This window comes from Bacillus sp. TH30 (genome assembly GCF_016650875.1).
GTDB classification, from domain to species: Bacteria; Bacillota; Bacilli; order Bacillales; family Bacillaceae_G; genus Bacillus_A; species Bacillus_A mycoides.
The window spans coordinates 569,127-593,260 of sequence record NZ_JAEKEY010000002.1 but is presented as its reverse complement, the minus strand read 5'-3'; the positions used below and the strand labels follow the sequence as shown (position 1 = coordinate 593,260).

The window sequence follows — 24,134 nt, the reverse complement described above, 5'->3', positions numbered from 1 at the left end:
AAAAACATGAAACAATATGTGATTTGCCAAATGATTGATGGAGATAAATATTTAGCTGCTTATGCGGAGACAAAACAGGATGCAATTGAAAAAGCAGAATTGCTAGGTTTAAGAACTGGAAATCGTTACATAGTAATTACCGCGGAAGAAGCTGAAGGGTTAACTTATCCTTAAATAATGGGAGAGTACATAAGAAGTAAATAAGCCTAATAATGTACTATATTATTAGGCTTATTTACTATTAAAGTGTGACAGGGAAAATAATATAATTATGAGTCAAGTTGGCGGAAATACCGATTTGTTTTTCGATCCTGATTTCCGTCTCTATATTCATCAACATATTGTCTGAAGTTCCAAGATTGTAAAAATTTATTTGCGGAGTTATAACCAGAATTGTACAGCCATTCTTTTTCTTCTTTCGTTAACTCAAAATTTGTACTTGTAATCGTCCCTGTTGGAATTGTAATAGTTCTAGCCTTTGATTCTTTATCTAAATGCCGTAAATCATGAGCTTGCATCATCGTTTTAAATAATCCTTTGAACATGGAAATAGGTTCGTCATAGTGGGCGGGATCAGCTTGAATCTCATCTTTTACAAAATGAAATCCAAAGGTAGGCCAGCGAGGAGAAGTCGGTGAATCGAAAATCCAAATTGGGTAATTACTTAAAATACCGCCGTCAACCATATAACAAGGCTGCTTCCATTTTGGTGTTCTCCATTTTACTGGCTCAAAGAAGAAAGGGATTGTACTACTCATTCTTACTGCTTTAGCGATAGAGAAGCGATAATTTAAAAATCCGTAGTTTGGTAAGTCATCGGGAAAAATAACCATTTTACCATTGCTTATATCTGAAGCAATAATTTTGAGTTTATTCAAATCGGGTAAGTCTGTAAACAAATGAATTCCTTTTTTTCTAAGCAGGTCTTCTAGCCATTCTTCGAGAAATACATTTGAATAAATACCTAGAGTAGACCAAGCGCTTAATCCTTTACCAATAAAGGGGATTCTATCAAGAAAAGTTTTTTTAGTGAATTTTTCATAATCAATGTCTGTTACAATCGTTTTTAATTCGGAACAAGAATATCCTGCTGCTAGAAGAGCTGCAATAATAGCGCCGGCTGATGTTCCAGCTACGCGCTCCCATTCATATCCTTTTTCGGCTAACGCGCAAATTGCCCCCACATGCGCAATTCCGCGTACACCGCCTCCTTCAAAAACACCATCAATTTTCATTGAACATACTTCCTTTCTAAAAAATGAAAATGGAAAAAAAGCACGTATTGTACGTGCTTTTTTACAATAGTTTTTAAGTTTACTAGCAGCCTACAAAGCCGCCCCAACAGCTAGCTCCGATGATGATTAGAAGGATAAATAAAACGATTAATAAAGCGAAACCTCCATAACCACAACCGCCACCACAACTACCGCCGTAACCGTAACCACCGCCGTAACCGCCGCAACTATATCCGTAACCCATGTGGAATTCCTCCTTAAATTAAAAATAAAAATGAACGAGGGGAAAATGTACTGGAAGAAATAAAGAACTATCGTGTTTGTAGGAACAATGTATACTATGCTTTTTTAAACTTGTTCGCGTACGAGGGATAAGCCCGTTTTTTGGAGGGCTTGTTGAATTTACAATGAATGAAGTATAATCTTTGTGCTATGATACAAATAAGTATGTAAATGTAAGGAGAATTTATGGAACAGAAAATTGAAATATTAATTGATAAATATGAACTAACACATTTGAAACAGGAACTTATTAATACTGTATTTCCTTGTGTAAAAGTTGTGCCAAAACAACAGGAAATAATTGCGATAGGCAGTTCCAAAATGGGCGGAGTTCCTGATTTGCCAAATACATTTGAATATCCAACATATAAAGAGAATCCGTTACGTTTTATCGCACAATTTAATTTAAGTGATTTACAAAACGTTGGTATGGATCACAATCTTCCTAAGACAGGGATGTTATATTTCTTTAGTATTGAAAATTACTTTGAAGAAGATGTGGATCCAACCGAAGCTGGACGTGTACTTTATTATGATATCCCTGTAGAGCAATTACGTAGAGCAGATGAAATACAAGCGAAATATAACCAGTGTGCAATTACTTTTGAACTGACGTATAAATTACCGGAGCTTTTCATTGAAGATGAGGCGGATTCAGACCGTTTCTTGCAATTACTTGAAGAGCTAATCCCAGACAACTATGATAATCATCAAATGTTTGGAGAACCATTTTCTGTACAAGATGAGGTATTGGACGAGACTGGACAATATATGGGAATAGATCCACAGCATATGACGCTCTTATTCCAAATTGATTCAGATACTAAAAATTGTAATATGATGTGGGGAGATTTAGGGATGCTTTATTTCTGTATTGGAAATGAAGACTTGAAAAATCGCCATTTTGAAAATACATGCTGTGTGTTGCAAACTTGCTAAAAAAAGGGTTGTTCTTTTTCTAAAAGAACAGCCCTTTTAAAAATGTTAAATATGCATAATCTCATATGACCTATTTTGAAAAGTATTGTATACTCTGAAACTATACGATACTTTTTTGTATAGTTATAGAATGTAAGGAGTGACAAGATGGGAAAGACAAGTAAGTATGTGACAGCTGCCGCACTTTGTTCAACTATAGTAATGGGAGGCTTACAGGCGTCAGCTGTATCTTATGCGGCTACGAATCCGACTACAGTGACAACACAATCAGATGCAAAGTTGTTAAATGATTTCAGAAAAGAATTAAAAAAACAGATTGATAATAGAGAAGAAAATATTACAATCACATATAAAACAAAAGATAGAAATGCTAGAAATATTATGGACCAATTGTATGGCGAGTTTAATAAAATTGTAGATGCTGATGAGTATGTAAAATATAATGTAGCGTCTACTAAATATTCTATAAAAGGGATGCCAGGGAATTATACATTTACATTACAAGTGAAGTATCGTGAATCAAAAGAGCAAACACAGTATGTAAAGTCTCAGGCGAAAGCAATTGTAAATTCTATCATTAAACAAGGCATGGATGAACATGAAAAAGTGAAAGCTATTCATGATTATGTTGTGAAAGAAGTATCATATGATACTTCTTATCAAGCATATACAGCGTATGAAGCGTTAGCGAATCGTTCTGCCGTTTGCCAAGGATATACATTGTTAACATATCAATTACTAAAAGAAGCAGGTATTCAAAATCATATTGTAACAGGTACAGGGAATGGACAAGCTCACGCATGGAATTTAGTGAACATTGATAACAAGTGGTACCACCTTGATACTACATTCGATGATCCAGTTCCTGATAAAGCTGGGCGCGTAACATATTCATATTTTAATATGTCTGATGAACAATTAAGCAAAGACCATGAATGGGATCGTAGTGAATATCCAGCGGCAACTACAAGCTACTTCAACGAATTAACAAGCAAAATAAAAGCCGGTAGTTCAAAAACTGCTGTATATGAACAAATGTTAAAAGAAACAAATTTAAAGTATTTATCTGCACAATACGGAGCGGAAAATTACAATGAGTTTAAGAAAAAATTACAGCAACAATTTGCTTCCAAGCCAGAAAAAGTAGAAGTACGATATAAGCAGTCAATGGATGGAACGATGCAAGATATAAAGAAAGTATTAAATGAAATAACTTGGCCAAAAGGTGCAAAGCGTGTATCTTATCAAGTTGCGCCATATAGTGCAATGACAGGTTATTCATTAGCGATAATTACATTTACGTATTAATGAAAAAGAGCATCTTTAAAAGGTGCTCTTTTTGCGTTTGATTATAATTCCGGTGACTATTTAGAATTATGTGATAAAATAATTGGAAATAGAGGATGTGATAGCTGAATGAATTTGTTCGAAAATAATATATTTGCATTGATATATTTTTTTCTAGTAATCGGACTTATCGTTTTGTTTTTTGTATCATTTACTCTGTTCATTAAAAGATTATTGCAAAACAACACTATGAAAAAACAACATGTGATTAATATGAATCAGAAGTTAGATCGGATTATTGAATTGCTTGAAAAAGATAAAAAAGAATAATGGAAGATGGATAAAAAGGAGAAGCAGATGGCGAATTATATAAAGGAATTACGTGGAAAAATAGGGCATGATTATGTTATTTTGAATTTTGCAGGAGGTTGTGTATTTAATGAATTTGGTGAAGTGCTTCTGCAAAAAAGAGGAGACTTTAATGCTTGGGGATTTCCAGGCGGTGCAATGGAAATCGGGGAATCTGCGGCAGAAACTGCGATTCGAGAAATAAAAGAAGAAACAGGATATGATGTGGAAATTGATGAGCTCATTGGTGTGTATACGAAATATTTTCAAGCATATCCGAATGGAGATCAGGCACAGGCAATTGTAATATTCTTTAAGTTTTCAATCGTTGGAGGGAATACAAAAATAGACGGTGATGAAACGTTAGATTTGCAGTTTTTCCCTTTAGACAAAATGCCGCCATTGTTTAATAAACAACATGAAGATTGCTTGCAGGATTTATTAGAGAAAAGAGTAGGGGTATATCGTTAACGTATAAAAAAGAAGCTAAATGAGATTAGCTTCTTTTTTATGTTCTATTTCCACCAATCATCAAACATTGACGCTGGTACTTGTCTTTTATGTTCACTCACTTTATAACGCTTCTCGATCTTTTCAGCAACGTCAGCTGGAACGGATTTACCTTCTAAATAGTCATCTAATTGATCGTAAGTAATGCCTAGCTCTGTTTCATCAGCTTGACCTGGTTTTTCATCTAATAAATCAGCTGTTGGCATTTTTAAGTAAAGTCGCTCGTCTGCACCTAATTCTTGTAATAAATCACGTCCTTGGCGTTTCGTTAATCCCGTTAATGGTAATAAATCTGCACCGCCATCTCCGAATTTTGTGAAGAAACCTGTTACAGCTTCAGCAGCATGATCAGTTCCGATAACGAGTAGCCCTTGTTGTCCGCCGATTGCGTATTGTGTAACCATGCGAATGCGTGCTTTTACGTTTCCTTTATTGAAATCTGTTAATGATTCACCTAATAAGTTTTCGTATTGATTTGAGAAGGAATCAACAGTTGAAGCGATATCAAAAGCAACAGACTGATCAGCTTGAATAAATTGTAATGCTAATTGTGCATCATCTTCATCTTTTTGTACTTTGTATGGAAGACGTACGGAGATAAACGTTGCGTTACCACCTTCATTACGAACTTCTTCGACTGCAAGCTGTGCTAAACGTCCTGCCAGTGTAGAGTCTTGTCCGCCGCTAATTCCAAGTACAAATCCTTTTGCACCTGTAGTTTTTAAATAAGCTTTTAAGAAATCAATTCGTTTACGAATTTCTACTTTCGGATCAATTACAGGCTGAACATGTAATGCTTTCATAATTTGTTCTTGTAATGTCATTATGTTTTCCTCCTATTCATATTAAAGCGGTAAATAAGTTTATATGTATATTGGTACATACTTCTATCCTTTATTATTTCGCAAAACTAACGAATATACAATAGGATGCGTGTATGAATATGAATGTAGTCATTATAATGAAACTGTTTTATATAAGCAATTGTTTAAAACCTTTCAATAATGTAAGGTTTTTGTCATTTGAATCGATGGAAGGTATTTCCGAACTTTACTAATATAAAAGTATAGTTAGTAGAAGGGCGGAGAAGTAGTATGAACATTAGAGAACTCGCATTTCGAAATGTAACGCGAAATAGACGAACATACTCAGCTTATTTTTTGAGTAGTGCATTTGCAATTATGGCCTTTTTTGTGTATTCATTTTTTGCGTTTCATCCGGCATTAAGTGCTGGAGAATTAGGACAGTACGTATTCGTAAGTATGTCTTTTGCGCAGTCTATTATTTACTTATTTACATTCTTCTTTATTTTATATTCAATGGGAATGTTTTTAAAAACGAGAAAGCGTGAACTAGGAATTTTAATGATGCTAGGTATGACGAAATATCAATTAAAGCGTCTTATCTTCTTTGAAAATATAATGATTGGAATAGGGGCAATAATTTTTGGGATTCTTTCAGGTATGTTGTTTTCAGGAATATTAATATTTGTAGCTCCGATGATATTAAAACTAGATATCTCTTTATCCTATTACATACCGATGAAAGCGATTGTTGTAACGAGTATTATGTTTTTCGTATTATTTATGATCATTTCATTGTTTAGTGCAGGAATGGTTCGTAAAAATAAAATTATGAAATTGTTTAGAGGATCAGCAGAGGCGAAGCCAGAACCGAAGGCATCTATAATTTCTTCTATATTAGCAGTAGTATTGCTTAGTGCTGGTTATGCAGGAGCTCTTATGTCACATGGTGCAATGGTATTTATAATGATGATTCCTGTTACAACGGTAGTCATTATTGGTACGTATTTGCTGTACAAGCAGTTGAGCGTCTTTATTATTAGACTATGTAAAAAAAGTAAACGTTTCTATTGGACACAGACAAATATTATTACTTTGTCAGATTTAGCATACCGTATGAGAGATAACGCAAGAATGTTCTTTATTGTAACGATTATTTCAACAGTAGCATTTTCAGCAATAGGTACATTGGTTGGGTTTGCTTCGATGACGAAAGAAATTATGGACAGACCAATTGCGTTTTACTATCAGTCTAAGCAAGGTAATAGCAATGAGCCACAGCATCTGAAAATCATTGAAGAAGGATTAAAGAAACATAATATAGCAGCTTCAAAAATAAATATTTCATCGAAGAAAACGGAGGAGCAGTCGTTAAGAAGCGCCATTTTTATAAAAGAATTAGATTATAAAGAATATGCAAAGTTAACAGGAGAACCATTTAATAGTGTATCAAATAAAGAGGCTTTATTTTTGTCAGTCGAAATACCCGGACCACCGATGAAAGAAAGAAAAGAAATTACTTTACCAAATATGAATGAACCTTTAAATGTGAAAAAAGTTAATACTTCTTCATTAAGTAAAATACTAAGAGGTAATGTGTATGTAATCTCTAAAAATCAATATGATTCATTACAAGATGGATTTAAAGAAGAAAAAGATTATATGTATAAAACACAATCCGCGAAAGATGAAATTGAGGTCGGTAAGGAACTTACGCTTCAGATGAAGCCTTATGAAGAACATTCAACGTTTAGTGCAGAAGAGTACGATCAAAATCAAAGTCTACAAATCGCAGGACCCATTTTATTTGTAGGTTTCTTTATTGGTATTGTATTTTTCGTTTGTGCAGGAAGCTTCCTTTACTTCCGTTTATTTTCAGATTTGGAGGACGATACTCGTTTATTTGAAATGATTCGAAAAGTTGGATTGACGAGAGGGGAATTATCGAAAGTAGTCACAATCCGCTTAGCGCTTTTATTCTTCGTTCCAGTTGGAGTTGCAACATTACACGGGGCAGTAGCATTAACTGCGTTAGGACAAATGTTTGAGTACTCACTGTTTAAAGAAAATACAATTGTATTAAGTATTTTCGTAGGTATTCAAGTTGTATACTTCTTAATTATAAGATCGCGTTATTTAAAACAATTGAAAGAAAGATTGAATATTCGTTAAATGTGTTTTTTTAACTTTTGTACTATATTTTCTAAAAAGAGTAAGGCATTACCAAATATATAGTGATAAAATGAAAATAGCGAGGTGAAAAAAATAATAGAGAGTAAGGGGGGAGTAACATGAAAGCAACAGGAATTATTCGAAAAGTAGATGAATTGGGACGGATAGTTATTCCTAAAGAATTACGAGATGTATTAGGAATACAAATCAAATCACCACTTGAAATTTTTGTAGAAGAAGACAAAGTCATTTTACAAAAATATCAACCTTACAATGCTTGTCAAATAACAGGTGATGTTTCAGACCAAAATATTTCATTAGCAAATGGAAACATTACTGTTAGTATAGAAGGCGCAAAACATGTAATAAAAGAAATTGAGCAGTTTTTGAACAAGAGTAAGATTTAGTCTTAATTTATCCAGCTATTTGTGGGCAGTAAAACTCCCACCTCAAAACTCGGCTGAAGAAAAGAAGTTGGGTGGGAGTCGGGCTGCCCGTAAAAGCCCGATTGGTGAGGGCTAATAATCAGTGGGGGATGAACACCCCCCACTGATTATAGTTTCACTTTATATTATTCTTTTGAAAAACTGAAAAAGAAAAGGACCATAATGGGTCCTTTTCTTTTGTTTATTGAGAAATATTTGAGAGGAAGGGAAATGGAACGAATAAAACGAATGTTAAATCTAAACGCATTCAATAGTGGTCTGAAATGAAAATAATATATTTTCAGGAGGGATTACGATGAATAGTAGTACAGCGAATAAACAAAAAGGCATTAAATTAATTCCGTTTACTGTAAATAAAGTGGTTGAACAAGTAAATGAAATTCCACCAGGTGTACAATTGATTCATGCTCCGCAAGTATGGGAAAAGAGCGCGAAAGGAAAAGACATTGTCGTTGCTGTTTTAGATACAGGTTGTGATGTAAATCATGTAGATTTAAAAGATCGTATTATTGGTGGGAGAAATTTCACAAAAGATTATGAAGGAAATCCCAATATTTATCTTGATAATAATGGGCATGGTACTCATGTAGCGGGGACAATTGCAGCGACTGAAAATGGAGTGGGTGTACTAGGAGTCGCACCACTTTCTAAAATGTTAGTTTTAAAAGTATTAGCTGGAGATGGTTCTGGAAGTTATGAGCAAATTATTGAGGCCATTCATTATGCTGTAAATTGGAGAGGACCGAATAAAGAGAAAGTGAGAATTATTTCAATGTCACTTGGTGGTCCGCAAGATGTACCAGAGTTACATGAAGCTATTCAAAATGCGGTAAAACAAGACGTACTTGTCGTGTGCGCTGCAGGAAATGATGGAGATTGTAACGATGATACTGAAGAATTAGATTTTCCAGGTGCTTATTCTGAAGTAATTGAAGTAGGTGCTGTTAATTTAGAGCGGAAAATTTCATGCTTTAGTAATTCAAATCAAGAAATTGATTTAGTAGCGCCGGGTGATGAAATACTGTCTACGTATCCAGAGGGGAAATATGCGGTATTAAGTGGTACTTCAATGGCGACGCCGCATGTCGCTGGGGTGCTAGCACTTCTTATAAAGCAGTGTGAGAGAGAGTATGGTAGAAAATTATCAGAGCCGGAAATATATGCGCAACTTATAAAAAGGACTGTACCTTTAGGGTATGAACGTACATCTGAAGGGAATGGATTAATAGATTTATTAAAAGAATAGTAATTACTAAAAAACATCTCATATTTATATGAGATGTTTTTTAGTATGGTTCTGTCACGTTTAATACGACATTTAATAATCCAAGGGTCTTCTTCACGAAATGTTTTGACACAGATACTTCTATTCTTTCAGAAGTAGAAGCTATGCATAGGATTAAAAAAGAAGAGATTGATTTACGTGACTAGTCTGTCCCAAATTAGAAAGAATTCATCCATCAATTATTACGTATACGTTGTTCAGTAGCGATATCGAAAAAGTGCGCTTTAGTTAAACTAAAAGCTAATGGAAGTTTATCGGTAGCTTTAATTTCGGAACGAGCGTTGATTCGCGCAACAAAGTTTTGACTCGAAAGTTTTCCATGAATCATAGTTTCAGCACCTAATAATTCAGCAACTTCTACTGTAATTTCGACGGTCGATTCAGGAGAAGATTGAAGGACGATTGGTTCATCATGAATGTCTTCGGGACGAATGCCGAGTATGATTTTTTGTCCATTATACCCTTTATTCTTTAATGTTTTTAGTTGACCATCTGGTACTTTGAATCGAATATTTTCTATATGAAAATAGCTATCTTGTAATGTCCCGGTAAAGAAATTCATTGCTGGAGAACCAATGAATCCGCCAACAAAAATATTTTCAGGAGTATCATATACTTCTTTTGGAGTACCCACTTGCTGTATGAGCCCATCCTTCATAACAACAAGGCGTGATGCCATTGTCATTGCTTCTGTTTGATCGTGTGTCACATATATAGTGGTCGTATTTAAACGGCGATGAAGTTTAGAGATTTCTGAACGCATACTTACACGTAATTTTGCGTCTAAATTGGATAGGGGCTCGTCCATTAAAAATACTTTTGCATCACGGACGATAGCTCTTCCTAGTGCAACCCGTTGGCGTTGTCCACCTGATAATGCCTTTGGTTTTCGTTCTAAGTAATCTTCAAGCCCTAAGGTTTTCGCAGCCTCTGTTACTCGGCGATTAATTTCATCTTTTGGAAGTTTGCGTAGTTTCAAGCCAAACGCGATATTATCATAAACAGACATATGTGGGTATAGTGCGTAATTTTGAAATACCATCGCAATGTTGCGATCTTTTGGAGCGACATCATTCATACGCTCTCCATCAATATAAAATGAACCATTGGAAATGTCTTCTAGACCCGCAATCATTCGTAGAGTTGTTGATTTTCCACATCCAGAAGGACCGACAAATACGATAAACTCTTTATCTTCAATATGTAAGTTAAAATCAGAAACAGCAGTCGTTTTATTATCATAAACTTTAAAAATATGATCTAATACAAGTTCTGTCATGATTACTCACTCCTTTTCGTTAATTGATTGAATTATAAGTTTATTTCAGGCGTAGGTAAATTGGCAGAGTGCACAAAAGAATGATAGGTTTTTATGCAAGTTTACAAATTTACGATACGAGAAAGCACCTGTAGGACTTAAGTCCACCTTTAGGTACGGAATGAAAGTATCACTTTTGCGTAGAAAAATATGTTAAAAGGGCTTCAAAGTCATGCAAAAGACGCTAAAATAATGATGTTCTCAGAAAAATGAATATTGTATGAGGTTGCATGGATCAATTTCATTTCGTGCGTAAAACAATATATATCGTCAAGTACAAGAACCTAAAACATAATGAAAATCCAACACTCTATAAGGTAATAGTATCGTAGCTTATGAACCTATATGGCCTTTCATGGGAGTGTCAAGAGATATCTAGAGAAAGAAAGGCCATATAAACTGCTACTGCACCTTCAAAAGTTTTTATATTAATTCCCGTTTTTTCAATGAATTTATCAATTCGATATTGCAGAGTATTACGATGTAAATATAATTGTTTAGCTGCAAGAGATACATTTAAGTTGCATTGGAAGAATGCTTTAACACTGTCTATTAGTTCTTTGTCATTTGAAATGTGTTCCAATAATTGATTCGTGTACTTTTTTCTTTCTTCTTTTGGTAATGAGATCATTAATTGATAAGGGAGCAGTTGTTCAATGTGTGTAATCTTTTGAGATAAATAGGGAGAAAGAACAGAGAATAATTTTCGCTCCCATTGATACAGACGAGCAATTTCAGTTGTTTGCGTATAGTGTCTTCCAATAAAGAAGGATAGAGATATAAAAAAATCTGTTTCTAGTGTATCCAAGGCTGTTTGCAATACAGATTCCGGTATATTTTCTTCTAAGATGAGGACACCTGCTTGCGAAGTTTCCCAAATTACTGTAGTGGCAAAAGAAAACATAGATTGTAAAGCGTCTTGAAATTCTTCTCTCTCTACTATAGGTTGTGTTGTGAAGAAGTGTAAAAAACGAACCGACACTATAGGAAGATTATTATTTTTGTATAATGCTTCATGCCACGATTTTTCTTTTTCTGTTTCATAAAATGTATCAGTATAAATGGGCGTTAAGATGGATGAAAGCAATAGATGTTCCCTTTGATGTAATCGAATTTTTCGAATTCCGACTTTGTTGCCTTCAACTAAAAACCAGCTATAATCCTCAGACAACACGGCTTCATTAATTTTTATATCTGTACCATAATATGTTTTTAATTGTTGAATCATAGGAACACTCCTCTTTCTAAAATAATAGTAAAAATATATATAAGAATTATAGATTCATTGCAATTATCCTTAAGTTTTTGCACCAGAATCTGGTTTGTTTTTGCTAGAGTTTATAGCGTTTCTGTATTGTGAAGGAGATAGATTCGTTTCTCGTTTAAATGATTGTGCAAAGAATGATTGGGAAGAAAAACCGGTAATGGTTGAAATGTTGGAAATCGAATAGTTGGTAGTTTCCAACAATATTTTACTTTCTCTAATACGAGTTTGAATTAAGTATTCAATAGGCGAAACACCGACAAATTTCCTGAAGGAATGGGATAGATAATATTTATTAATATGACTGATTCTTGCTAAGGTATCCAGGCTGATATTTTCGTGAAAATGCTGCTTAATATAGTTTTTAATCAATTCAATATCTTTATTGATTTTTTGAGTAGATGTTTTCTCCACATTGAAAGCTTTTTTCTCATCATCTTAAGTAATAAAATTTCTAGAATATTCTGTATAATTGAATCGTAATCTTCCTGATGGTTTTCCACTTCCTCAACTAATTGCTGAAGGTAGAAGAGGCAGTTCTTTTGATCCTGTTTATAGTTGTGAATAGTGACTTGACTAGGATTTTCTATGGATGAAAAGGACAAACCTTGAATACCAAGTGCGATGTATTCGAGTGGGTGATTCGTATCAGACCTTTCCGTGTGCTCGACATTTGGATTGATGATAATCAAATTGTGCTCTTGGACGGGGATTTCTTCTTTGTAAAAGATAAAAGTTCCTTTGCCCTTGGTAATATACAATAGCTCTGTAAAGTGATGCGCATGAATGGTGCTATGCCAATCTTTATCGTATTTTGATTTTGTTATATAAAGAAGTTTTACTGAAAGATGGTTTCGTTGAAATTGTGGAATCTCATACACTTCATTGGACAAATGAATCTCTCCTTCGTAGACTTTTTATCTATATTATAAAGATTTTAGTGGGATATTCAGTAAAAAGCAAGATACCTAAAAAAATGAACAAGATGTTTATTGTGAAAGCGTTGTCTATTTTGTATTCTTTAATTATGACAGGAAGATTAGGAGATGGGGGTAAATAAAGATGAAAAAAAAGTTATTGTTGTCTGGAATGACAGCTTTGTTATCTTTTAGTTTAATAGCTTGTCAAGGTAATACTACAAAAGTTGATAACTCTAAGGATGGTAAAGGCTCCAGTGAAAAACAAACCCTTCATGTGGCAACACTTGAATCGGCTTATGGTAAAGAGATGTGGAGCAAAGTGATTGACGCATATGAAGCTGCTAATCCAAAAGTTGATGTTAAATTGACAGTGGACAAAAATCTTGAGGATGTCATAGGCTCAAATATGAAAGCAGGAAAGTATCCGGATGTTGTGTTGTTGGCAACTGGGAGAAAACAGGCACTAACAGAAACATTGATTAAAGATAAAGCTTTAGAAGACATTACCGATGTTTTTGATAAGAATGTTTATGGTGAAGATGTTAAAGTCAAAGATAAGTTAGTACCAGGGCTTACTGGTACACCTGCGACTAATCCTTATAATGACGGTAAAATTTATATGGCACCGATGTTCTATAGTCCAACTGGATTATTCTATAATGCTAGCTTATTCAAGGAAAAAGGTTGGGAAGTACCGAAGACCTGGGATGAGATGTGGGCTTTGGGAGATAAAGCGAAAGCAGAAGGAATTTCTTTATTTACTTATCCTACCACAGGCTACTTTGATACATTCTTCTACTCTTTACTATTAGGGGTGGGTGGACCGGAGTTATTTAATAAAGCTATGAAGTATGGAGATGGTGTTTGGGAAACTTCTGAAGCAACAAAATCTTTTGAAATTGTCGGAAAATTAGGAAAATATACAGAGCCAACTACAGTTGCGAATGCAAATGATAAAGACTATAAGAAAAATCAACAATTGATTCTTGATAACAAAGCATTGTTTATGCCAAACGGTACATGGGTAGTTGGTGAAATGAAAGAAGCTCCTCGATCTAAAGGGTTTGAATGGGGCATGATGGCTTTACCAACAATTGATGCTAATAGCGACCGTTATGCATTTACTTTCTTTGAACAAATGTGGATTCCTTCGGCAGCTAAAAATAAACAACTTGCTAAAGATTTCATGACGTTTGTTTATTCGGATAAGGCAGCTGAAATTTTTGCTGAATCGAGTGCGATTCAGCCTATCAAAGGCCTTTCTAATAAACTGACAGGTGAAAATAAATCATTCTATAGTATCTATGATAATGGAGTGAAAGTGGGAATAGGTGGATTTGCTGCAACGAAAGCTGTTGAAGGTGTAAGTATGCCAGATACATTATTTAGAACGATTGACAGTGTTATTTCTGGTGATAAAAAGGTGAAAGATTGGCAAAGCTCTGTTGAAAAAGTGAGTGACCAATTACGGTCTGCATTAAAATAAATTAGTTTTCACTACGTACAATGGTGAGTTGATAGTCTCACCATTGTACTTATTAACTGAGGTGATGGCATGAATAAGACAACAGAAAAAAGAATTTTTATTTTTGTTTGTACTGCACCCGCACTAATCCTGTTAGCCATTTTTATGATTGTTCCTACGATTGAGGTATTCAGGATGTCCTTATATAAGTGGGGAGGATTTTCTAATAATAAGGTATTTGTTGGGCTCGATAACTTCAAGATTTTATGGAATGATATGAACTTCTTTCGATCTCTTCAAAACAGTATCGTATTGATTGTTATCGTTACAGTTATTACTATGGTGCTGGCGATCTTGTTTGCCTCTTTGTTAACAAGAGAAAAAATAAAAGGTAAAGGCTTCTTTCGAATTATTTTTTATATCCCTAATATCTTATCCGTTGTAGTTATCGCGGGAATATTTTCTGCAGTTTATGACCCAACTACAGGGTTGTTAAATAATTTACTTGCTTTATTTAACCTTGAAAACCTTCAAAAGATGTGGCTCGGCAATCAAAAAATTGCTATCTACAGCATTGGCGGGGCACTCATTTGGCAAGCAATTGGTTACTATATGGTCATGTATATGGCGGCAATGGCAAGCATTCCCGAAAGTTTTTATGAAGCATCTGCTTTGGAAGGTGCTGGACGGGTCAGACAATTTTTCAGTATTACTTTACCGTTAATTTGGAATAACATGCGGACGACGTTAACTTTCTTCGTTATTAGTACGATTAATTTAAGTTTTCTACTCGTTCAAGCGATGACTGGCGGCGGACCTGACGGATCGACGGAAGTGTTTTTAAGCTACATGTATAAGCAGGCTTATACCAATTCTTCTTACGGTTACGGTATGGCTATTGGGGTGGTCATTTTCCTATTCTCATTCGCATTATCTGCAATTATCAGCGGTGTCACTAAAAGGGAAGTGTTGGAGTATTAAGGAGGTCCAAAAACGATGGAAACACAAAAAAGAATGACTACAGAAACAGCTTATCAAGATCCCAAAACGGTGGAAACCCAAAAAGAAATGATTGTAGAAACAGCTTATCAAGCCCCAAAAACAGTGAAGACCAAAAAAGGAATGACTACAGAAGCAATATATCGCTGTTTTATATATGTTGCACTGATTACGTTAGCAATTTCTATTATTATTCCTGTTGCATGGGTTTTCTTAGCCTCAGTGAAGCAAAATTCAGAATTTTACGGAAGTCCTTGGGCCATGCCGAAAAGTTTCTATTTTCAAAACTTTATCGATGCTTTCCAAAAAGCAAACATGGGTACCTACATGTTGAATTCAGTCATGGTAACTGCGTTGGCTCTGCTTATTTTATTGATTGTTGCCTTACCAGCAGCCTATGTGTTGGCAAGATATACCTTTAGAGGAAGTAAATTAATAAATACTTTTTTTAAAGCTGGATTATTCATCAATGTGAACTACATTGTTGTTCCAATTTTCTTGATGTTATTGGACGGAGATACCTTTTTACGAGGCCAACTGGGTGATGGATTTTTACTAGACAATTTATTTATTTTAGCTGTGGTATATGCGGCGACGGCGTTACCATTTACCATTTACTTGCTGACTAGTTTTTTTCAATCACTTCCATCTACGTATGAGGAAGCGGCGTTGGTCGATGGTGCCGGATATTTCAAAACAATGATTTCAGTCATGATTCCGATAGCTCGTCCAAGCATTATTGCCGTCATTTTGTTTAATTTTCTTGCCTTTTGGAACGAATACATTATTGCCTTAACGTTAATCCCAGGATCGAATAAAACGTTACCTGTTGGGTTAATGAACTTGATGGCAGCTCAAAAATCTGCTGCGAACTATGGTCAAATGTATGCAGGAATGGTTCTTGTCATGCTGCCAACTTTGATTTTATACATTATTGTTCAAAAAAAATTAACACAAGGAATGTCCCTTGGTGGTTTAAAGGATTAAAGGAGGATTTACATGAAAAAGAAAAAAGGCCGTGTTACTTTACCGAGTGAAGAAAATTTTCTTAAGGAAACAAAAGAATTGATGGAACGATGGGGTGCGGATGCGATTCGCGATAGTGATGGAACGAAACTAGATGATGATATTAAACAATTGGATGCAAAAATTTATACGACTTATTTTGTTGCTCGAGCTCACAATGAGTTCGCAGAGAAGCATATGGATGAATGCCAGCAACTTTATTTAATGAGCTTATTCAATACTTCGCTTACTGACACCCTTGAAATTGATTTTATGAAAGGCTACTTTGAGGAACAATTAAAGCCGGATTACGTTCACAATCCTAAAAAATACTGGGAGGTTATTGACCGGACAACCGGAGAAGTTGTTGACGTTAATGATTGGGAAGTAAATGAAGAGCAAAATCGTGTTTTGATTACGAAGGCGATTCCTTGGCATGAATATACGGTTTCATTCCTAGTCTATGCGATTTGGGATCCAACCCAAATGTACAATCATATTACTAATAATTGGGGAGATAAGCCGCATGATATTCCTTTTGATGTGAGGCAACCACATTCCAATGAATTTATGAAAACCTATTTAAAACAATGGCTGACAGAAAATCCAGATACAGATGTGGTTAGGTTTACAACGTTTTTCTATCATTTTACCCTTGTGTTCAATAATCTTGGCAAAGAGAAATTTGTCGATTGGTTCGGATATGGTGCAAGTGTTTCAGTTGCTGCTTTGGATGCTTTTCAAAAAGAAAAGGGCTATCGCTTAAGGCCAGAGGACATCGTTGATCAAGGCTATTATAATACTGCATTTCGAATTCCAACTCCTGCTTTTTTAGATTATATAGATTTTGTTCATAAGTTCGTTGCTGAAGAAGCAAAGAAACTTGTGGATATTGTCCATGAAAGTGGAAAAGAAGCAATGATGTTCCTTGGTGATAACTGGATCGGTACAGAACCATATGGGAAATACTTTGAAAATATCGGATTGGACGCAGTTGTAGGCAGTGTGGGCGGTGGAGCCACACTACGTATGATTGCAGATATACCACATGTTCGTTACACAGAAGGGCGGTTCCTACCTTATTTCTTCCCAGATACTTTTTACGAAGGTAACAACCCAACGATTGAAGCGAATGAAAACTGGTTAACGGCGCGAAGAGCTTTACTGCGGAACCCTGTTGATCGTATCGGTTATGGCGGTTATTTAAGTCTGGCTTATCAATTCCCAGAATTTATCTCCTATATTGAAAAAGTTACTGAGGAATTTCGTGAAATTCATGACACGATCAAAGGCGTTCAACCATATAGCGGTCTTAAAGTTGCAATTTTGAACTCTTGGGGCAAGTTGAGAACTTGGCAAACACATATGGTTGCTCATGCTCTATGGTATAAACAAATTTATTCTTATTTAGGTGTTTTGGAATCCTTGAGCGGGGCTGCCGTGGAAGTTTCGTTCATTAGTTTTGATGATGTTATTAACGATGGGATACCTGAGGATATTGACGTCATTATTAATGCCGGCGATGTGGGCACAGCTTTTTCAGGCGGGGCTAATTGGATTAATGAAAAGTTAGTCACAACAATTAGGGCCTGGATGTATAATGGCGGAGGTTTCATAGGCATTGGCGAACCTACAGCTTATCAGCATGAAGGACATTATTTTCAATTGGCAAACGTCTTAGGTGTTGACAAAGAACTAGGATTCAGCTTATCAACAGATAAATATTTTATTAATCCTGTTGAAAATCATTTTATTTCTGCTGACAGCACCCAATTTGATTTTGGTGAAGGAATGAAAAACATTTATGCGTTATCAGAGGAAACCAAAATAATCGAATATTCAAATGGAGAAGTTCATCTTTCTAGTCATCAGTTTGGAGAAGGGAGATCCGTCTATATAGCAGGGCTGCCATACAGCGAAGAAAATACACGTCTGCTGATGCGTGCGTTATACTATGCTGCCCATAAAGAAGCAGAATTTCACAAGTATCATGCGAGCAACATTTATTGTGAAGTTCATGCATATCCATCTATTCAAAAAATGGCAATTGTTAACAACTCGATGGTCGAACAAAAGACAGTTGTATATGACGGACAAGGAAATAGAAAAGAAGTGACGTTGGCACCTAGTGAAATCAGGTGGGAGGATGTTTCAAATGAAGGCTAGCGCTTTATTCATTATTAAAATTGTTGTGTTTATCGTATGTCTGTCTTTGATTATCATCTACCAAAAGACAGCTGGTAAATTCGAACTAGGTATGATGTTGATTGGATTAGCTGGTCTCTTAGGGCTACTTTATGACTACAATCGGAAATACGTATAAATCAACCAGGGCAAGTGGATTGATCAAGGAATCGCATATATATGTTTAACGATAACAATTATAAAACATTACTCAATACTTCAAATACAAACCTAGGGGTGCGGACAAATGAAAAAGGCAGTCGGCATTGATATTGGGGGAACGAAGATTGCAGCGGGAGTCATTTCGGATACAGGCGAACTGCTTGAACGTTCGGAAATAAAAAGTGATCCTTCAGACCGGGAAAAAATGTTTGGTAGAGTTGTAGAAGCTGTGGAACAAGTTCTCAGAAAATCATCGATTTCCATCGTTGATATCGAGGGTATTGGCGTTGGGGTACCGGGAAAAGTGGATTACGAGAAGGGAATTGCCGTTTTTCAAAATAATTTACCTTGGAGACAGTTTCCTATTTCAGTCCGTTTGCAGGAACAATTTGGTATCCAGCGAATCACGATTGACAATGATGTCTATATGGCGGCTTATGCCGAATGGAAAGCAGCGCATGTAAAAAGGAATGAAACCTTTGTCTACGTGACTATAAGTACGGGAATATCTTGTTCTATCATTCATAACGGCTCATTTTTTAGGGGAGCAGGATTTGCTGGAGAACTGGGTCTGATTCCTGCCCTCTCGAAGGGGATCAATGAACGATTAGAAAAAATCGCTGCTGGGCCAGGGATCCAAAGAATAGCCGAAAGGGACTTACAGGTAGATACTATTTCAACAAAGGATGTTTTTGCTGGCTATATAAACGAGGTACCGGAATATCAGTTCATCATCAACGAAGTAACCGACTACTTAACTCAAGGACTTTATACGATTTCCTGCTTATTGGATCCACACAAAATGGTTTTTGGTGGCAGTGTCATTGTGAAAAATCCTTTTCTACTAGAGTTAATTAAAGCGAAACTGAAAATTTATCAGCTTCCTGAACAACAACATCTTTTGGAACACATGAGTATTAGTACATTGGCACAAAATAATGGAGTTACTGGTGCAGGATTACGAGTGTTTGAAGGTATGTAATGAGGCGGCGCCGATCTTCTTTTATGAAGAGAATGATGGCAAATAGGTAGAGGAGTGGACGAATATGTTTACATTAAGTCAAGAAAACTTAGTTTCGTTAGGTGCATCAATAACAACGGCGGAAGTAAAACAGCAGCCTGATTTATGGGCTGAAACCTTTGTTTTATATGCGGAGAAAATCAGAGGGATTGAAGAGTTTTTACAAAAAATATTAACGAAACACAGCCGGGTTCGAGTTATTTTTACAGGCGCTGGAACGTCTGCCTATGTCGGGGATACAGTTACCCCTTATCTAAAAGAAAAGGTGGATGAACAACAATGGGAAATGCTAAGCATTCCGACAACTACGTTGGTTTCAAATCCTTACCAATTTTTTAAAAAGGATTTTCCAACCTTACTCGTTTCATTTGCTAGAAGCGGGAATAGCCCGGAAAGTGTTGCTGCCGTACAATTAGCTGAGCAAATAGTAACGGATTTGTATCAGATAACGATTACTTGTGCGAAAGACGGTAAATTAGCCAAACGGGCAGTAGGGAATGAAAAAAATTTATTGCTATTGATGCCTGAAAAATCAAATGACCAAGGATTTGCTATGACAGGAAGTTATACTTGCATGGCGTTAACGGCCTTACTCGTTTTTGATTCTATATCGACTGAAGAAAAATCAAAGATAGTGAAAAAAATTCATCAAATGGGTGAAAGTATCATTCAAAGAGAAGACGTCATCAAAGAGATAGTAGATTTTGATTTTGACCGAATTATTTACTTAGGTTCTGGTAGTTTAGAAGGCTTAGCGAAAGAATCACAATTAAAAATATTAGAACTGACAGCTGGAAAAATTGTTACTGCATTTGATTCACCACTCGGATTTCGACACGGTCCAAAATCATTTGTAAACGAAAAATCATTAGTTTTCGTGTTTGTTTCTAACCATCCTTATACACGTCAATATGATTTAGATATGTTAAAAGAAATGCAGCAGGACGACATTGCCAGTTATATTTGTGCCATCGAGGTTGATGGAGAAACTAATTATACTGGGAACAGATTTGTATTCGGCAGCGAGGCTCAATCTGTACCAGATGCTTACTTAGCGTTACCTTTTGTCATGATTGGGCAAATAGTCTCACTGTTAGCTTCCGTGAAAGTAGGTAATACACCTGATACACCTTCACCGACAGGAACGGTGAACCGTGTCGTCAAAGGTGTTACCATCTACGAATATTAATAACTAGGGTAGGGGAAAAATGCATGTCTATTTTTATCTTTGCAGATAAATTCTTTCTTGAGGGGAAGGTTGCAGGGCCTGGCTTTTTGGGGATAAAAGATGGGAAATTCTGCAAGTTCACAGAAGACAGGCCAGAGGAAGCGGCAGAAGTCATTGAGTATGCAGGGCATTGGATTGCTCCTGGTCTAGTAGACACACATATTCATGGATTTAGAAATCACGACATTATGGACAATGATTTTGAAGGACTGAATCAAATTTCGGTAGGACTCCTTTCTTGCGGAGTTACATCCTTTTTACCGACGACCTTAACTTCCTCAACAGAATTGTTGAATAACGTCGTTGAAATGATTGGTGCCAATTACATGAAAGTGCAAGGCTCAAAAATTAAAGGGATCTTTTTAGAAGGGCCGTTTTTTACTGAAAAACATAAAGGGGCACAAAATACGAAATATTTTTGTGACCCATCGGTTGATATGTTGAAAGCTTGGCAGAAATTATCAAATGATTCTATTAAAAAAATTGCGATTGCACCTGAAAGGAAAGGGGCAGCGGAATTTATTGAGTACGCTGTAGGAGAAGGGATTGCAGTGGCGTTGGCTCACAGTGACGCAACTTATGAAGAAGCAAAGCAAGCGGTTGAAAAAGGAGCTTCCATTTTTATTCATACTTTCAATGGAATGAGTTCACTACACCATCGTGAACCGGGGATGGTCGGTGCGGCCATGAATCTAAAAGATGTTTATGCCGAAATCATATGTGATGGACATCATGTTCATCCTGTTGCCTCAAATATTTTAATGAATGTCCGCGGCAGAGAAAAGGTTGTAATGGTGTCCGATTGTATGATGGCTGGAGGTATGCCTGAAGGAACTTATCAACTAGGAGAATTTCCGGTGAAAGTAAAAGATGGGATAGCTCGTTTGGAAAGCGGAAGTTTAGCAGGAAGCATTTTGCAATTAAAAGATGCTGTCAAAAATGTCGTTGAGTGGGGAATTGCTACACCTGAGGAAGCAATTTACATGGCGAGTACAGCACCAGCTAAAAGTATTCAGCTCGATGGCGAATGCGGGAAGATTGCCGAGGGATATGCTGCTGACTTTATTGTGATGACGCCAGCGATGGATGTAACTGCTACCTATCTTGATGGTGTATGCCGTTTTCAAGCTTAAACAATTTTCTGAAAGAGGGAGTACCAATGATTTTATCTGTCACCATGAATCCATCGGTCGATATTTCCTATCCGATTCATGAATTAAAGTTAGATGTAGTTAACCGTGTGGAAACGGTTCATAAAACTGCTGGTGGAAAAGGTTTGAATGTTGCACGAGTAATTGCTCAAATGGATGAAGTTGTCCTAGCGACAGGTGTGCTTGGTGGTACGATTGGTGAATACATTATTCAAGAATTAAATAAAGTCAATATTCCAAATGATTTTTTGAAAATCAAAAAAGAATCAAGAAACTGTATTGCCATTCTTCATGAAGGGATGCAAACAGAGATTTTAGAATCTGGGCCGACATTATCTAAAGAAGAGGGAACTGATTTTTTAGAAAAATTCGAATATCTACTTGCAACAGCTTCACTTGTGACAATTTCGGGCAGTTTGCCGAAAGGGTTACCGACTAAATTTTATTATCAAATGCTAGAAATCTGTCATAAAAATAGAATTCCAGTGATTATGGATTCGTCAGGGGAATCTTTAAAACAAGCGATGGTGCATAAAGAAAAACCATTTGCCATTAAACCAAATACAGCGGAATTATCTCAGCTGTTGGGCATTAACATGGAAGCGGGAATCATAGGTCTAAAGCAAGTATTAAACCATGAACTATTTACTGGGATTGAGTGGATTATCGTGTCAATGGGTAGTGAAGGTGCATTTGTTAGGCACGGCGAGGACTATTACAGAGTTACGATTCCGAAAGTAGAAGTTGTCAATCCTGTAGGATCAGGTGATGCAACAGTTGCAGGGTTAGCTGTGGCACTACATCAAAATCAAACCGTCGAGACTGTTGTTAAAACGGCGATGACTACAGGAATGTTAAATACGATGGAAGCTGGAACTGGTTATATTAATGTGAATAAGTTTAAACAATACTTTGATCTCGTTAAAGTTGTAAAAATAGATTGATAGAGGAGAATGTTGATGTTAGAACTAACCAAAAATAAATTGGAAGCTCTAAAACGGCTATCTGCTGAAAATGGCATAATTGGGGCATTGGCTATTGATCAACGCGGTTCATTGAAAAAAATGATTGCGTCTGGTGGTGCAAGTCATGTTGGAGATGAGGGCATTATCCGTTTCAAAGAGTTAGTTTCTGAGGAATTAACACCATTTGCAACAGCGATTCTTTTGGACCCGGAATATGGTCTGCCAGCGGCTAAGGTCCGCGATAAAGAATCGGGCTTAATCGTAGCGTATGAAAAAACTGGATACGATGCGTCAGAAGTAGGCCGGTTGCCGGATTTATTACCAGAATGGTCAGTGAAACGATTAAAGGAAGCTGGTGCCGATGCTATTAAATTCTTACTCTACTATGATGTCAATGAAGATGAAAAAATTAATAACTATAAACATGTCTATATGGAACGTATCGGATCTGAGTGTGTAGCTGAAGATATACCATTTTTCTTGGAGATTGTTACTTATGATGCTGAAAGTGATGATGTGAAAAGTAAAGCATACGCAAAAATAAAACCGTATAAAGTGATTGAGGCTATGAGGGAGTTCTCGAAACCACAATACAAAGTAGATGTATTAAAAGTAGAAGTTCCAGTAGATATGAACTTTGTGGAAGGATATACAGCAGGTGAATTTGTTTACAGTAAAGAAAAAGCAGCTTCTTATTTCAAAGAACAAAGTGAAGTAACCGAGCTGCCGTTTATTTTCCTGAGTGCAGGAGTAAGCGCAAAATTATTTCAAGAAACATTAAAATTTGCTAAAGACGCTGGTTCTACCTTTAACGGAGTGTTATGTGGTCGGGCAACTTGGAGAGACGGTGTGATACCGTTTGCTTTAGGCGGTGAACAAGCAGGTCGTGATTGGTTAAAAGATATTGGTAAAAGGAATACTGAAGAACTGAATTTCGTGTTGAAAGAGACAGCTAACTCATGGTTTGCTAAAGTGAAAGTAACAGCTGAGCTTCAAAGTTAGTACAATATCTTTTCTTCCATATATCCTTCAATTCATTTATTTTTAAGAAATATTTGCATCAGAATCAATTTTTAAACGGAATGAAGAAAAATGAGCAGACATTTATCTGCTCATTTTTTAGTAAGGCCAGAATGTGTGAAAAC

General features: G+C 36.1%; 23 protein-coding genes and 2 pseudogenes. 19 read left to right on the top strand and 6 right to left on the bottom strand.

All coding sequences use genetic code 11. From position 1 onward, the window contains the following. Positions 1–6 precede the first annotated feature (6 nt). Complete coding sequence (locus tag JFU20_RS05260) at positions 7–174, top strand: DUF3933 family protein (protein WP_000816387.1); 168 nt, start codon at positions 7–9, stop codon at positions 172–174. A gap of 95 nt (positions 175–269) precedes the next feature. Here the strand turns inward: JFU20_RS05260 and JFU20_RS05255 are convergent, their stop codons facing one another. After that, complete coding sequence (locus tag JFU20_RS05255; protein WP_201038407.1) at positions 270–1,235, bottom strand: patatin-like phospholipase family protein; 966 nt, start codon at positions 1,233–1,235, stop codon at positions 270–272. Positions 1,236–1,317: 82 nt separating this feature from the next. Continuing rightward, a complete protein-coding gene (locus JFU20_RS05250) occupies positions 1,318–1,479 on the bottom strand; it encodes a YjcZ family sporulation protein (RefSeq protein ID WP_002012392.1) in 162 nt (53 codons plus the stop codon). A gap of 224 nt (positions 1,480–1,703) precedes the next feature. On the opposite strand from JFU20_RS05250, the gene JFU20_RS05245 reads away from it, so the two are divergent. The 4 genes from JFU20_RS05245 to JFU20_RS05230 all read left to right on the top strand — a co-directional run bounded on the left by JFU20_RS05245 (position 1,704) and on the right by JFU20_RS05230 (position 4,562). Next, complete coding sequence (locus JFU20_RS05245; RefSeq protein WP_201038406.1) at positions 1,704–2,456, top strand: YwqG family protein; 753 nt, start codon at positions 1,704–1,706, stop codon at positions 2,454–2,456. Between the two features lie 147 nt (positions 2,457–2,603). Continuing rightward, positions 2,604–3,764, top strand: a complete 1,161-nt coding sequence (locus JFU20_RS05240; RefSeq protein ID WP_201038405.1) for a transglutaminase domain-containing protein — start codon at positions 2,604–2,606, stop codon at positions 3,762–3,764. A 108-nt stretch (positions 3,765–3,872) separates the two neighbouring features. Continuing rightward, positions 3,873–4,073, top strand: coding sequence for a DUF4083 domain-containing protein (locus JFU20_RS05235; RefSeq protein ID WP_201038404.1), 201 nt, complete (start codon positions 3,873–3,875; stop codon positions 4,071–4,073). Positions 4,074–4,100: 27 nt separating this feature from the next. Further along, on the top strand, positions 4,101–4,562 hold the full coding sequence (locus JFU20_RS05230; protein ID WP_201038403.1) for an NUDIX hydrolase: 462 nt from the start codon (positions 4,101–4,103) through the stop codon (positions 4,560–4,562). A 44-nt stretch (positions 4,563–4,606) separates the two neighbouring features. Here JFU20_RS05230 and nadE read toward each other — a convergent pair whose 3' ends face one another. Then, positions 4,607–5,425 carry an ammonia-dependent NAD(+) synthetase gene (nadE, locus tag JFU20_RS05225; RefSeq protein ID WP_002012398.1) on the bottom strand — a complete coding sequence of 273 codons (819 nt, stop codon included), beginning with the start codon at positions 5,423–5,425 and terminating at the stop codon, positions 4,607–4,609. 270 nt (positions 5,426–5,695) lie between these two features. On the opposite strand from nadE, the gene JFU20_RS05220 reads away from it, so the two are divergent. The 4 genes and pseudogenes from JFU20_RS05220 to JFU20_RS05205 form a co-directional block, all read left to right on the top strand. Next, complete coding sequence (locus JFU20_RS05220) at positions 5,696–7,576, top strand: FtsX-like permease family protein (RefSeq protein WP_201038402.1); 1,881 nt, start codon at positions 5,696–5,698, stop codon at positions 7,574–7,576. A 119-nt stretch (positions 7,577–7,695) separates the two neighbouring features. Then, positions 7,696–7,983: an AbrB/MazE/SpoVT family DNA-binding domain-containing protein gene (locus JFU20_RS05215; RefSeq protein ID WP_002012401.1), complete on the top strand. Its 288-nt coding sequence runs from the start codon at positions 7,696–7,698 to the stop codon at positions 7,981–7,983. Between the two features lie 334 nt (positions 7,984–8,317). Further along, positions 8,318–9,268, top strand: a complete 951-nt coding sequence (locus JFU20_RS05210) for a serine protease (protein WP_201038401.1) — start codon at positions 8,318–8,320, stop codon at positions 9,266–9,268. Positions 9,269–9,366: 98 nt separating this feature from the next. Then, positions 9,367–9,453, top strand: a pseudogene (locus JFU20_RS05205) (IS6 family transposase); the annotation flags it as partial. Between the two features lie 29 nt (positions 9,454–9,482). On the opposite strand, the gene JFU20_RS05200 reads toward JFU20_RS05205, so the two are convergent. The 3 genes and pseudogenes from JFU20_RS05200 to JFU20_RS05190 form a co-directional block, all read right to left on the bottom strand. Further along, positions 9,483–10,586 carry an ABC transporter ATP-binding protein gene (locus JFU20_RS05200; protein ID WP_078422293.1) on the bottom strand — a complete coding sequence of 368 codons (1,104 nt, stop codon included), beginning with the start codon at positions 10,584–10,586 and terminating at the stop codon, positions 9,483–9,485. Between the two features lie 403 nt (positions 10,587–10,989). After that, positions 10,990–11,853 (bottom strand): PucR family transcriptional regulator, encoded by an 864-nt coding sequence (locus tag JFU20_RS05195; protein ID WP_201038400.1) that lies wholly within the window; start codon positions 11,851–11,853, stop codon positions 10,990–10,992. A 69-nt stretch (positions 11,854–11,922) separates the two neighbouring features. Continuing rightward, positions 11,923–12,782 (bottom strand): annotated as a pseudogene (locus JFU20_RS05190) (AraC family transcriptional regulator). A 169-nt stretch (positions 12,783–12,951) separates the two neighbouring features. Here JFU20_RS05190 and JFU20_RS05185 point away from each other — a divergent pair. From JFU20_RS05185 to lacD, 10 genes are all read left to right on the top strand, one after another. After that, positions 12,952–14,295 carry a carbohydrate ABC transporter substrate-binding protein gene (locus tag JFU20_RS05185; RefSeq protein ID WP_061689806.1) on the top strand — a complete coding sequence of 448 codons (1,344 nt, stop codon included), beginning with the start codon at positions 12,952–12,954 and terminating at the stop codon, positions 14,293–14,295. A gap of 69 nt (positions 14,296–14,364) precedes the next feature. Continuing rightward, positions 14,365–15,255 carry a carbohydrate ABC transporter permease gene (locus JFU20_RS05180; protein ID WP_061675429.1) on the top strand — a complete coding sequence of 297 codons (891 nt, stop codon included), beginning with the start codon at positions 14,365–14,367 and terminating at the stop codon, positions 15,253–15,255. Positions 15,256–15,270: 15 nt separating this feature from the next. Continuing rightward, positions 15,271–16,260, top strand: a complete 990-nt coding sequence (locus JFU20_RS05175; RefSeq protein WP_080448136.1) for a carbohydrate ABC transporter permease — start codon at positions 15,271–15,273, stop codon at positions 16,258–16,260. A gap of 12 nt (positions 16,261–16,272) precedes the next feature. Further along, complete coding sequence (gnpA, locus tag JFU20_RS05170; RefSeq protein ID WP_201038399.1) at positions 16,273–18,444, top strand: 1,3-beta-galactosyl-N-acetylhexosamine phosphorylase; 2,172 nt, start codon at positions 16,273–16,275, stop codon at positions 18,442–18,444. Continuing rightward, on the top strand, positions 18,434–18,601 hold the full coding sequence (locus JFU20_RS05165; protein ID WP_016129204.1) for a DUF6903 family protein: 168 nt from the start codon (positions 18,434–18,436) through the stop codon (positions 18,599–18,601). Before gnpA ends, JFU20_RS05165 begins: the two co-directional genes overlap by 11 nt. Before the next feature lie 108 nt (positions 18,602–18,709). Beyond that, the gene (locus tag JFU20_RS05160; protein ID WP_201038398.1) at positions 18,710–19,606 is read left to right on the top strand and encodes an ROK family protein; all 897 of its coding nucleotides are present in this window, start codon (positions 18,710–18,712) and stop codon (positions 19,604–19,606) included. Between the two features lie 64 nt (positions 19,607–19,670). Next, entirely contained in the window at positions 19,671–20,834 is a 1,164-nt protein-coding gene (locus tag JFU20_RS05155) for an SIS domain-containing protein (RefSeq protein WP_201038397.1), read from the top strand. Between the two features lie 23 nt (positions 20,835–20,857). After that, entirely contained in the window at positions 20,858–22,006 is a 1,149-nt protein-coding gene (gene nagA, locus JFU20_RS05150) for an N-acetylglucosamine-6-phosphate deacetylase (RefSeq protein WP_201038396.1), read from the top strand. A 26-nt stretch (positions 22,007–22,032) separates the two neighbouring features. Continuing rightward, a complete protein-coding gene (gene lacC, locus JFU20_RS05145; protein ID WP_201038395.1) occupies positions 22,033–22,968 on the top strand; it encodes a tagatose-6-phosphate kinase in 936 nt (311 codons plus the stop codon). Positions 22,969–22,983: 15 nt separating this feature from the next. Continuing rightward, a complete protein-coding gene (gene lacD / locus JFU20_RS05140) occupies positions 22,984–23,991 on the top strand; it encodes a tagatose-bisphosphate aldolase (RefSeq protein WP_201038394.1) in 1,008 nt (335 codons plus the stop codon). The last annotated feature ends 143 nt before the right edge of the window (positions 23,992–24,134 follow it).

Bases quoted from the DNA above. Each gene is read 5' to 3' on its own strand.
- JFU20_RS05260 (WP_000816387.1), top strand. From the start codon at position 7: ATGAAACAATATGTGATTTGCCAAATGATTGATGGAGATAAATATTTA.
- JFU20_RS05255 (WP_201038407.1), bottom strand. From the start codon at position 1,235: ATGAAAATTGATGGTGTTTTTGAAGGAGGCGGTGTACGCGGAATTGCG.
- JFU20_RS05250 (WP_002012392.1), bottom strand. From the start codon at position 1,479: ATGGGTTACGGATATAGTTGCGGCGGTTACGGCGGTGGTTACGGTTAC.
- JFU20_RS05245 (WP_201038406.1), top strand. From the start codon at position 1,704: ATGGAACAGAAAATTGAAATATTAATTGATAAATATGAACTAACACAT.
- JFU20_RS05240 (WP_201038405.1), top strand. From the start codon at position 2,604: ATGGGAAAGACAAGTAAGTATGTGACAGCTGCCGCACTTTGTTCAACT.
- JFU20_RS05235 (WP_201038404.1), top strand. From the start codon at position 3,873: ATGAATTTGTTCGAAAATAATATATTTGCATTGATATATTTTTTTCTA.
- JFU20_RS05230 (WP_201038403.1), top strand. From the start codon at position 4,101: ATGGCGAATTATATAAAGGAATTACGTGGAAAAATAGGGCATGATTAT.
- nadE (WP_002012398.1), bottom strand. From the start codon at position 5,425: ATGACATTACAAGAACAAATTATGAAAGCATTACATGTTCAGCCTGTA.
- JFU20_RS05220 (WP_201038402.1), top strand. From the start codon at position 5,696: ATGAACATTAGAGAACTCGCATTTCGAAATGTAACGCGAAATAGACGA.
- JFU20_RS05215 (WP_002012401.1), top strand. From the start codon at position 7,696: ATGAAAGCAACAGGAATTATTCGAAAAGTAGATGAATTGGGACGGATA.
- JFU20_RS05210 (WP_201038401.1), top strand. From the start codon at position 8,318: ATGAATAGTAGTACAGCGAATAAACAAAAAGGCATTAAATTAATTCCG.
- JFU20_RS05200 (WP_078422293.1), bottom strand. From the start codon at position 10,586: ATGACAGAACTTGTATTAGATCATATTTTTAAAGTTTATGATAATAAA.
- JFU20_RS05195 (WP_201038400.1), bottom strand. From the start codon at position 11,853: ATGATTCAACAATTAAAAACATATTATGGTACAGATATAAAAATTAAT.
- JFU20_RS05185 (WP_061689806.1), top strand. From the start codon at position 12,952: ATGAAAAAAAAGTTATTGTTGTCTGGAATGACAGCTTTGTTATCTTTT.
- JFU20_RS05180 (WP_061675429.1), top strand. From the start codon at position 14,365: ATGAATAAGACAACAGAAAAAAGAATTTTTATTTTTGTTTGTACTGCA.
- JFU20_RS05175 (WP_080448136.1), top strand. From the start codon at position 15,271: ATGGAAACACAAAAAAGAATGACTACAGAAACAGCTTATCAAGATCCC.
- gnpA (WP_201038399.1), top strand. From the start codon at position 16,273: ATGAAAAAGAAAAAAGGCCGTGTTACTTTACCGAGTGAAGAAAATTTT.
- JFU20_RS05165 (WP_016129204.1), top strand. From the start codon at position 18,434: ATGAAGGCTAGCGCTTTATTCATTATTAAAATTGTTGTGTTTATCGTA.
- JFU20_RS05160 (WP_201038398.1), top strand. From the start codon at position 18,710: ATGAAAAAGGCAGTCGGCATTGATATTGGGGGAACGAAGATTGCAGCG.
- JFU20_RS05155 (WP_201038397.1), top strand. From the start codon at position 19,671: ATGTTTACATTAAGTCAAGAAAACTTAGTTTCGTTAGGTGCATCAATA.
- nagA (WP_201038396.1), top strand. From the start codon at position 20,858: ATGTCTATTTTTATCTTTGCAGATAAATTCTTTCTTGAGGGGAAGGTT.
- lacC (WP_201038395.1), top strand. From the start codon at position 22,033: ATGATTTTATCTGTCACCATGAATCCATCGGTCGATATTTCCTATCCG.
- lacD (WP_201038394.1), top strand. From the start codon at position 22,984: ATGTTAGAACTAACCAAAAATAAATTGGAAGCTCTAAAACGGCTATCT.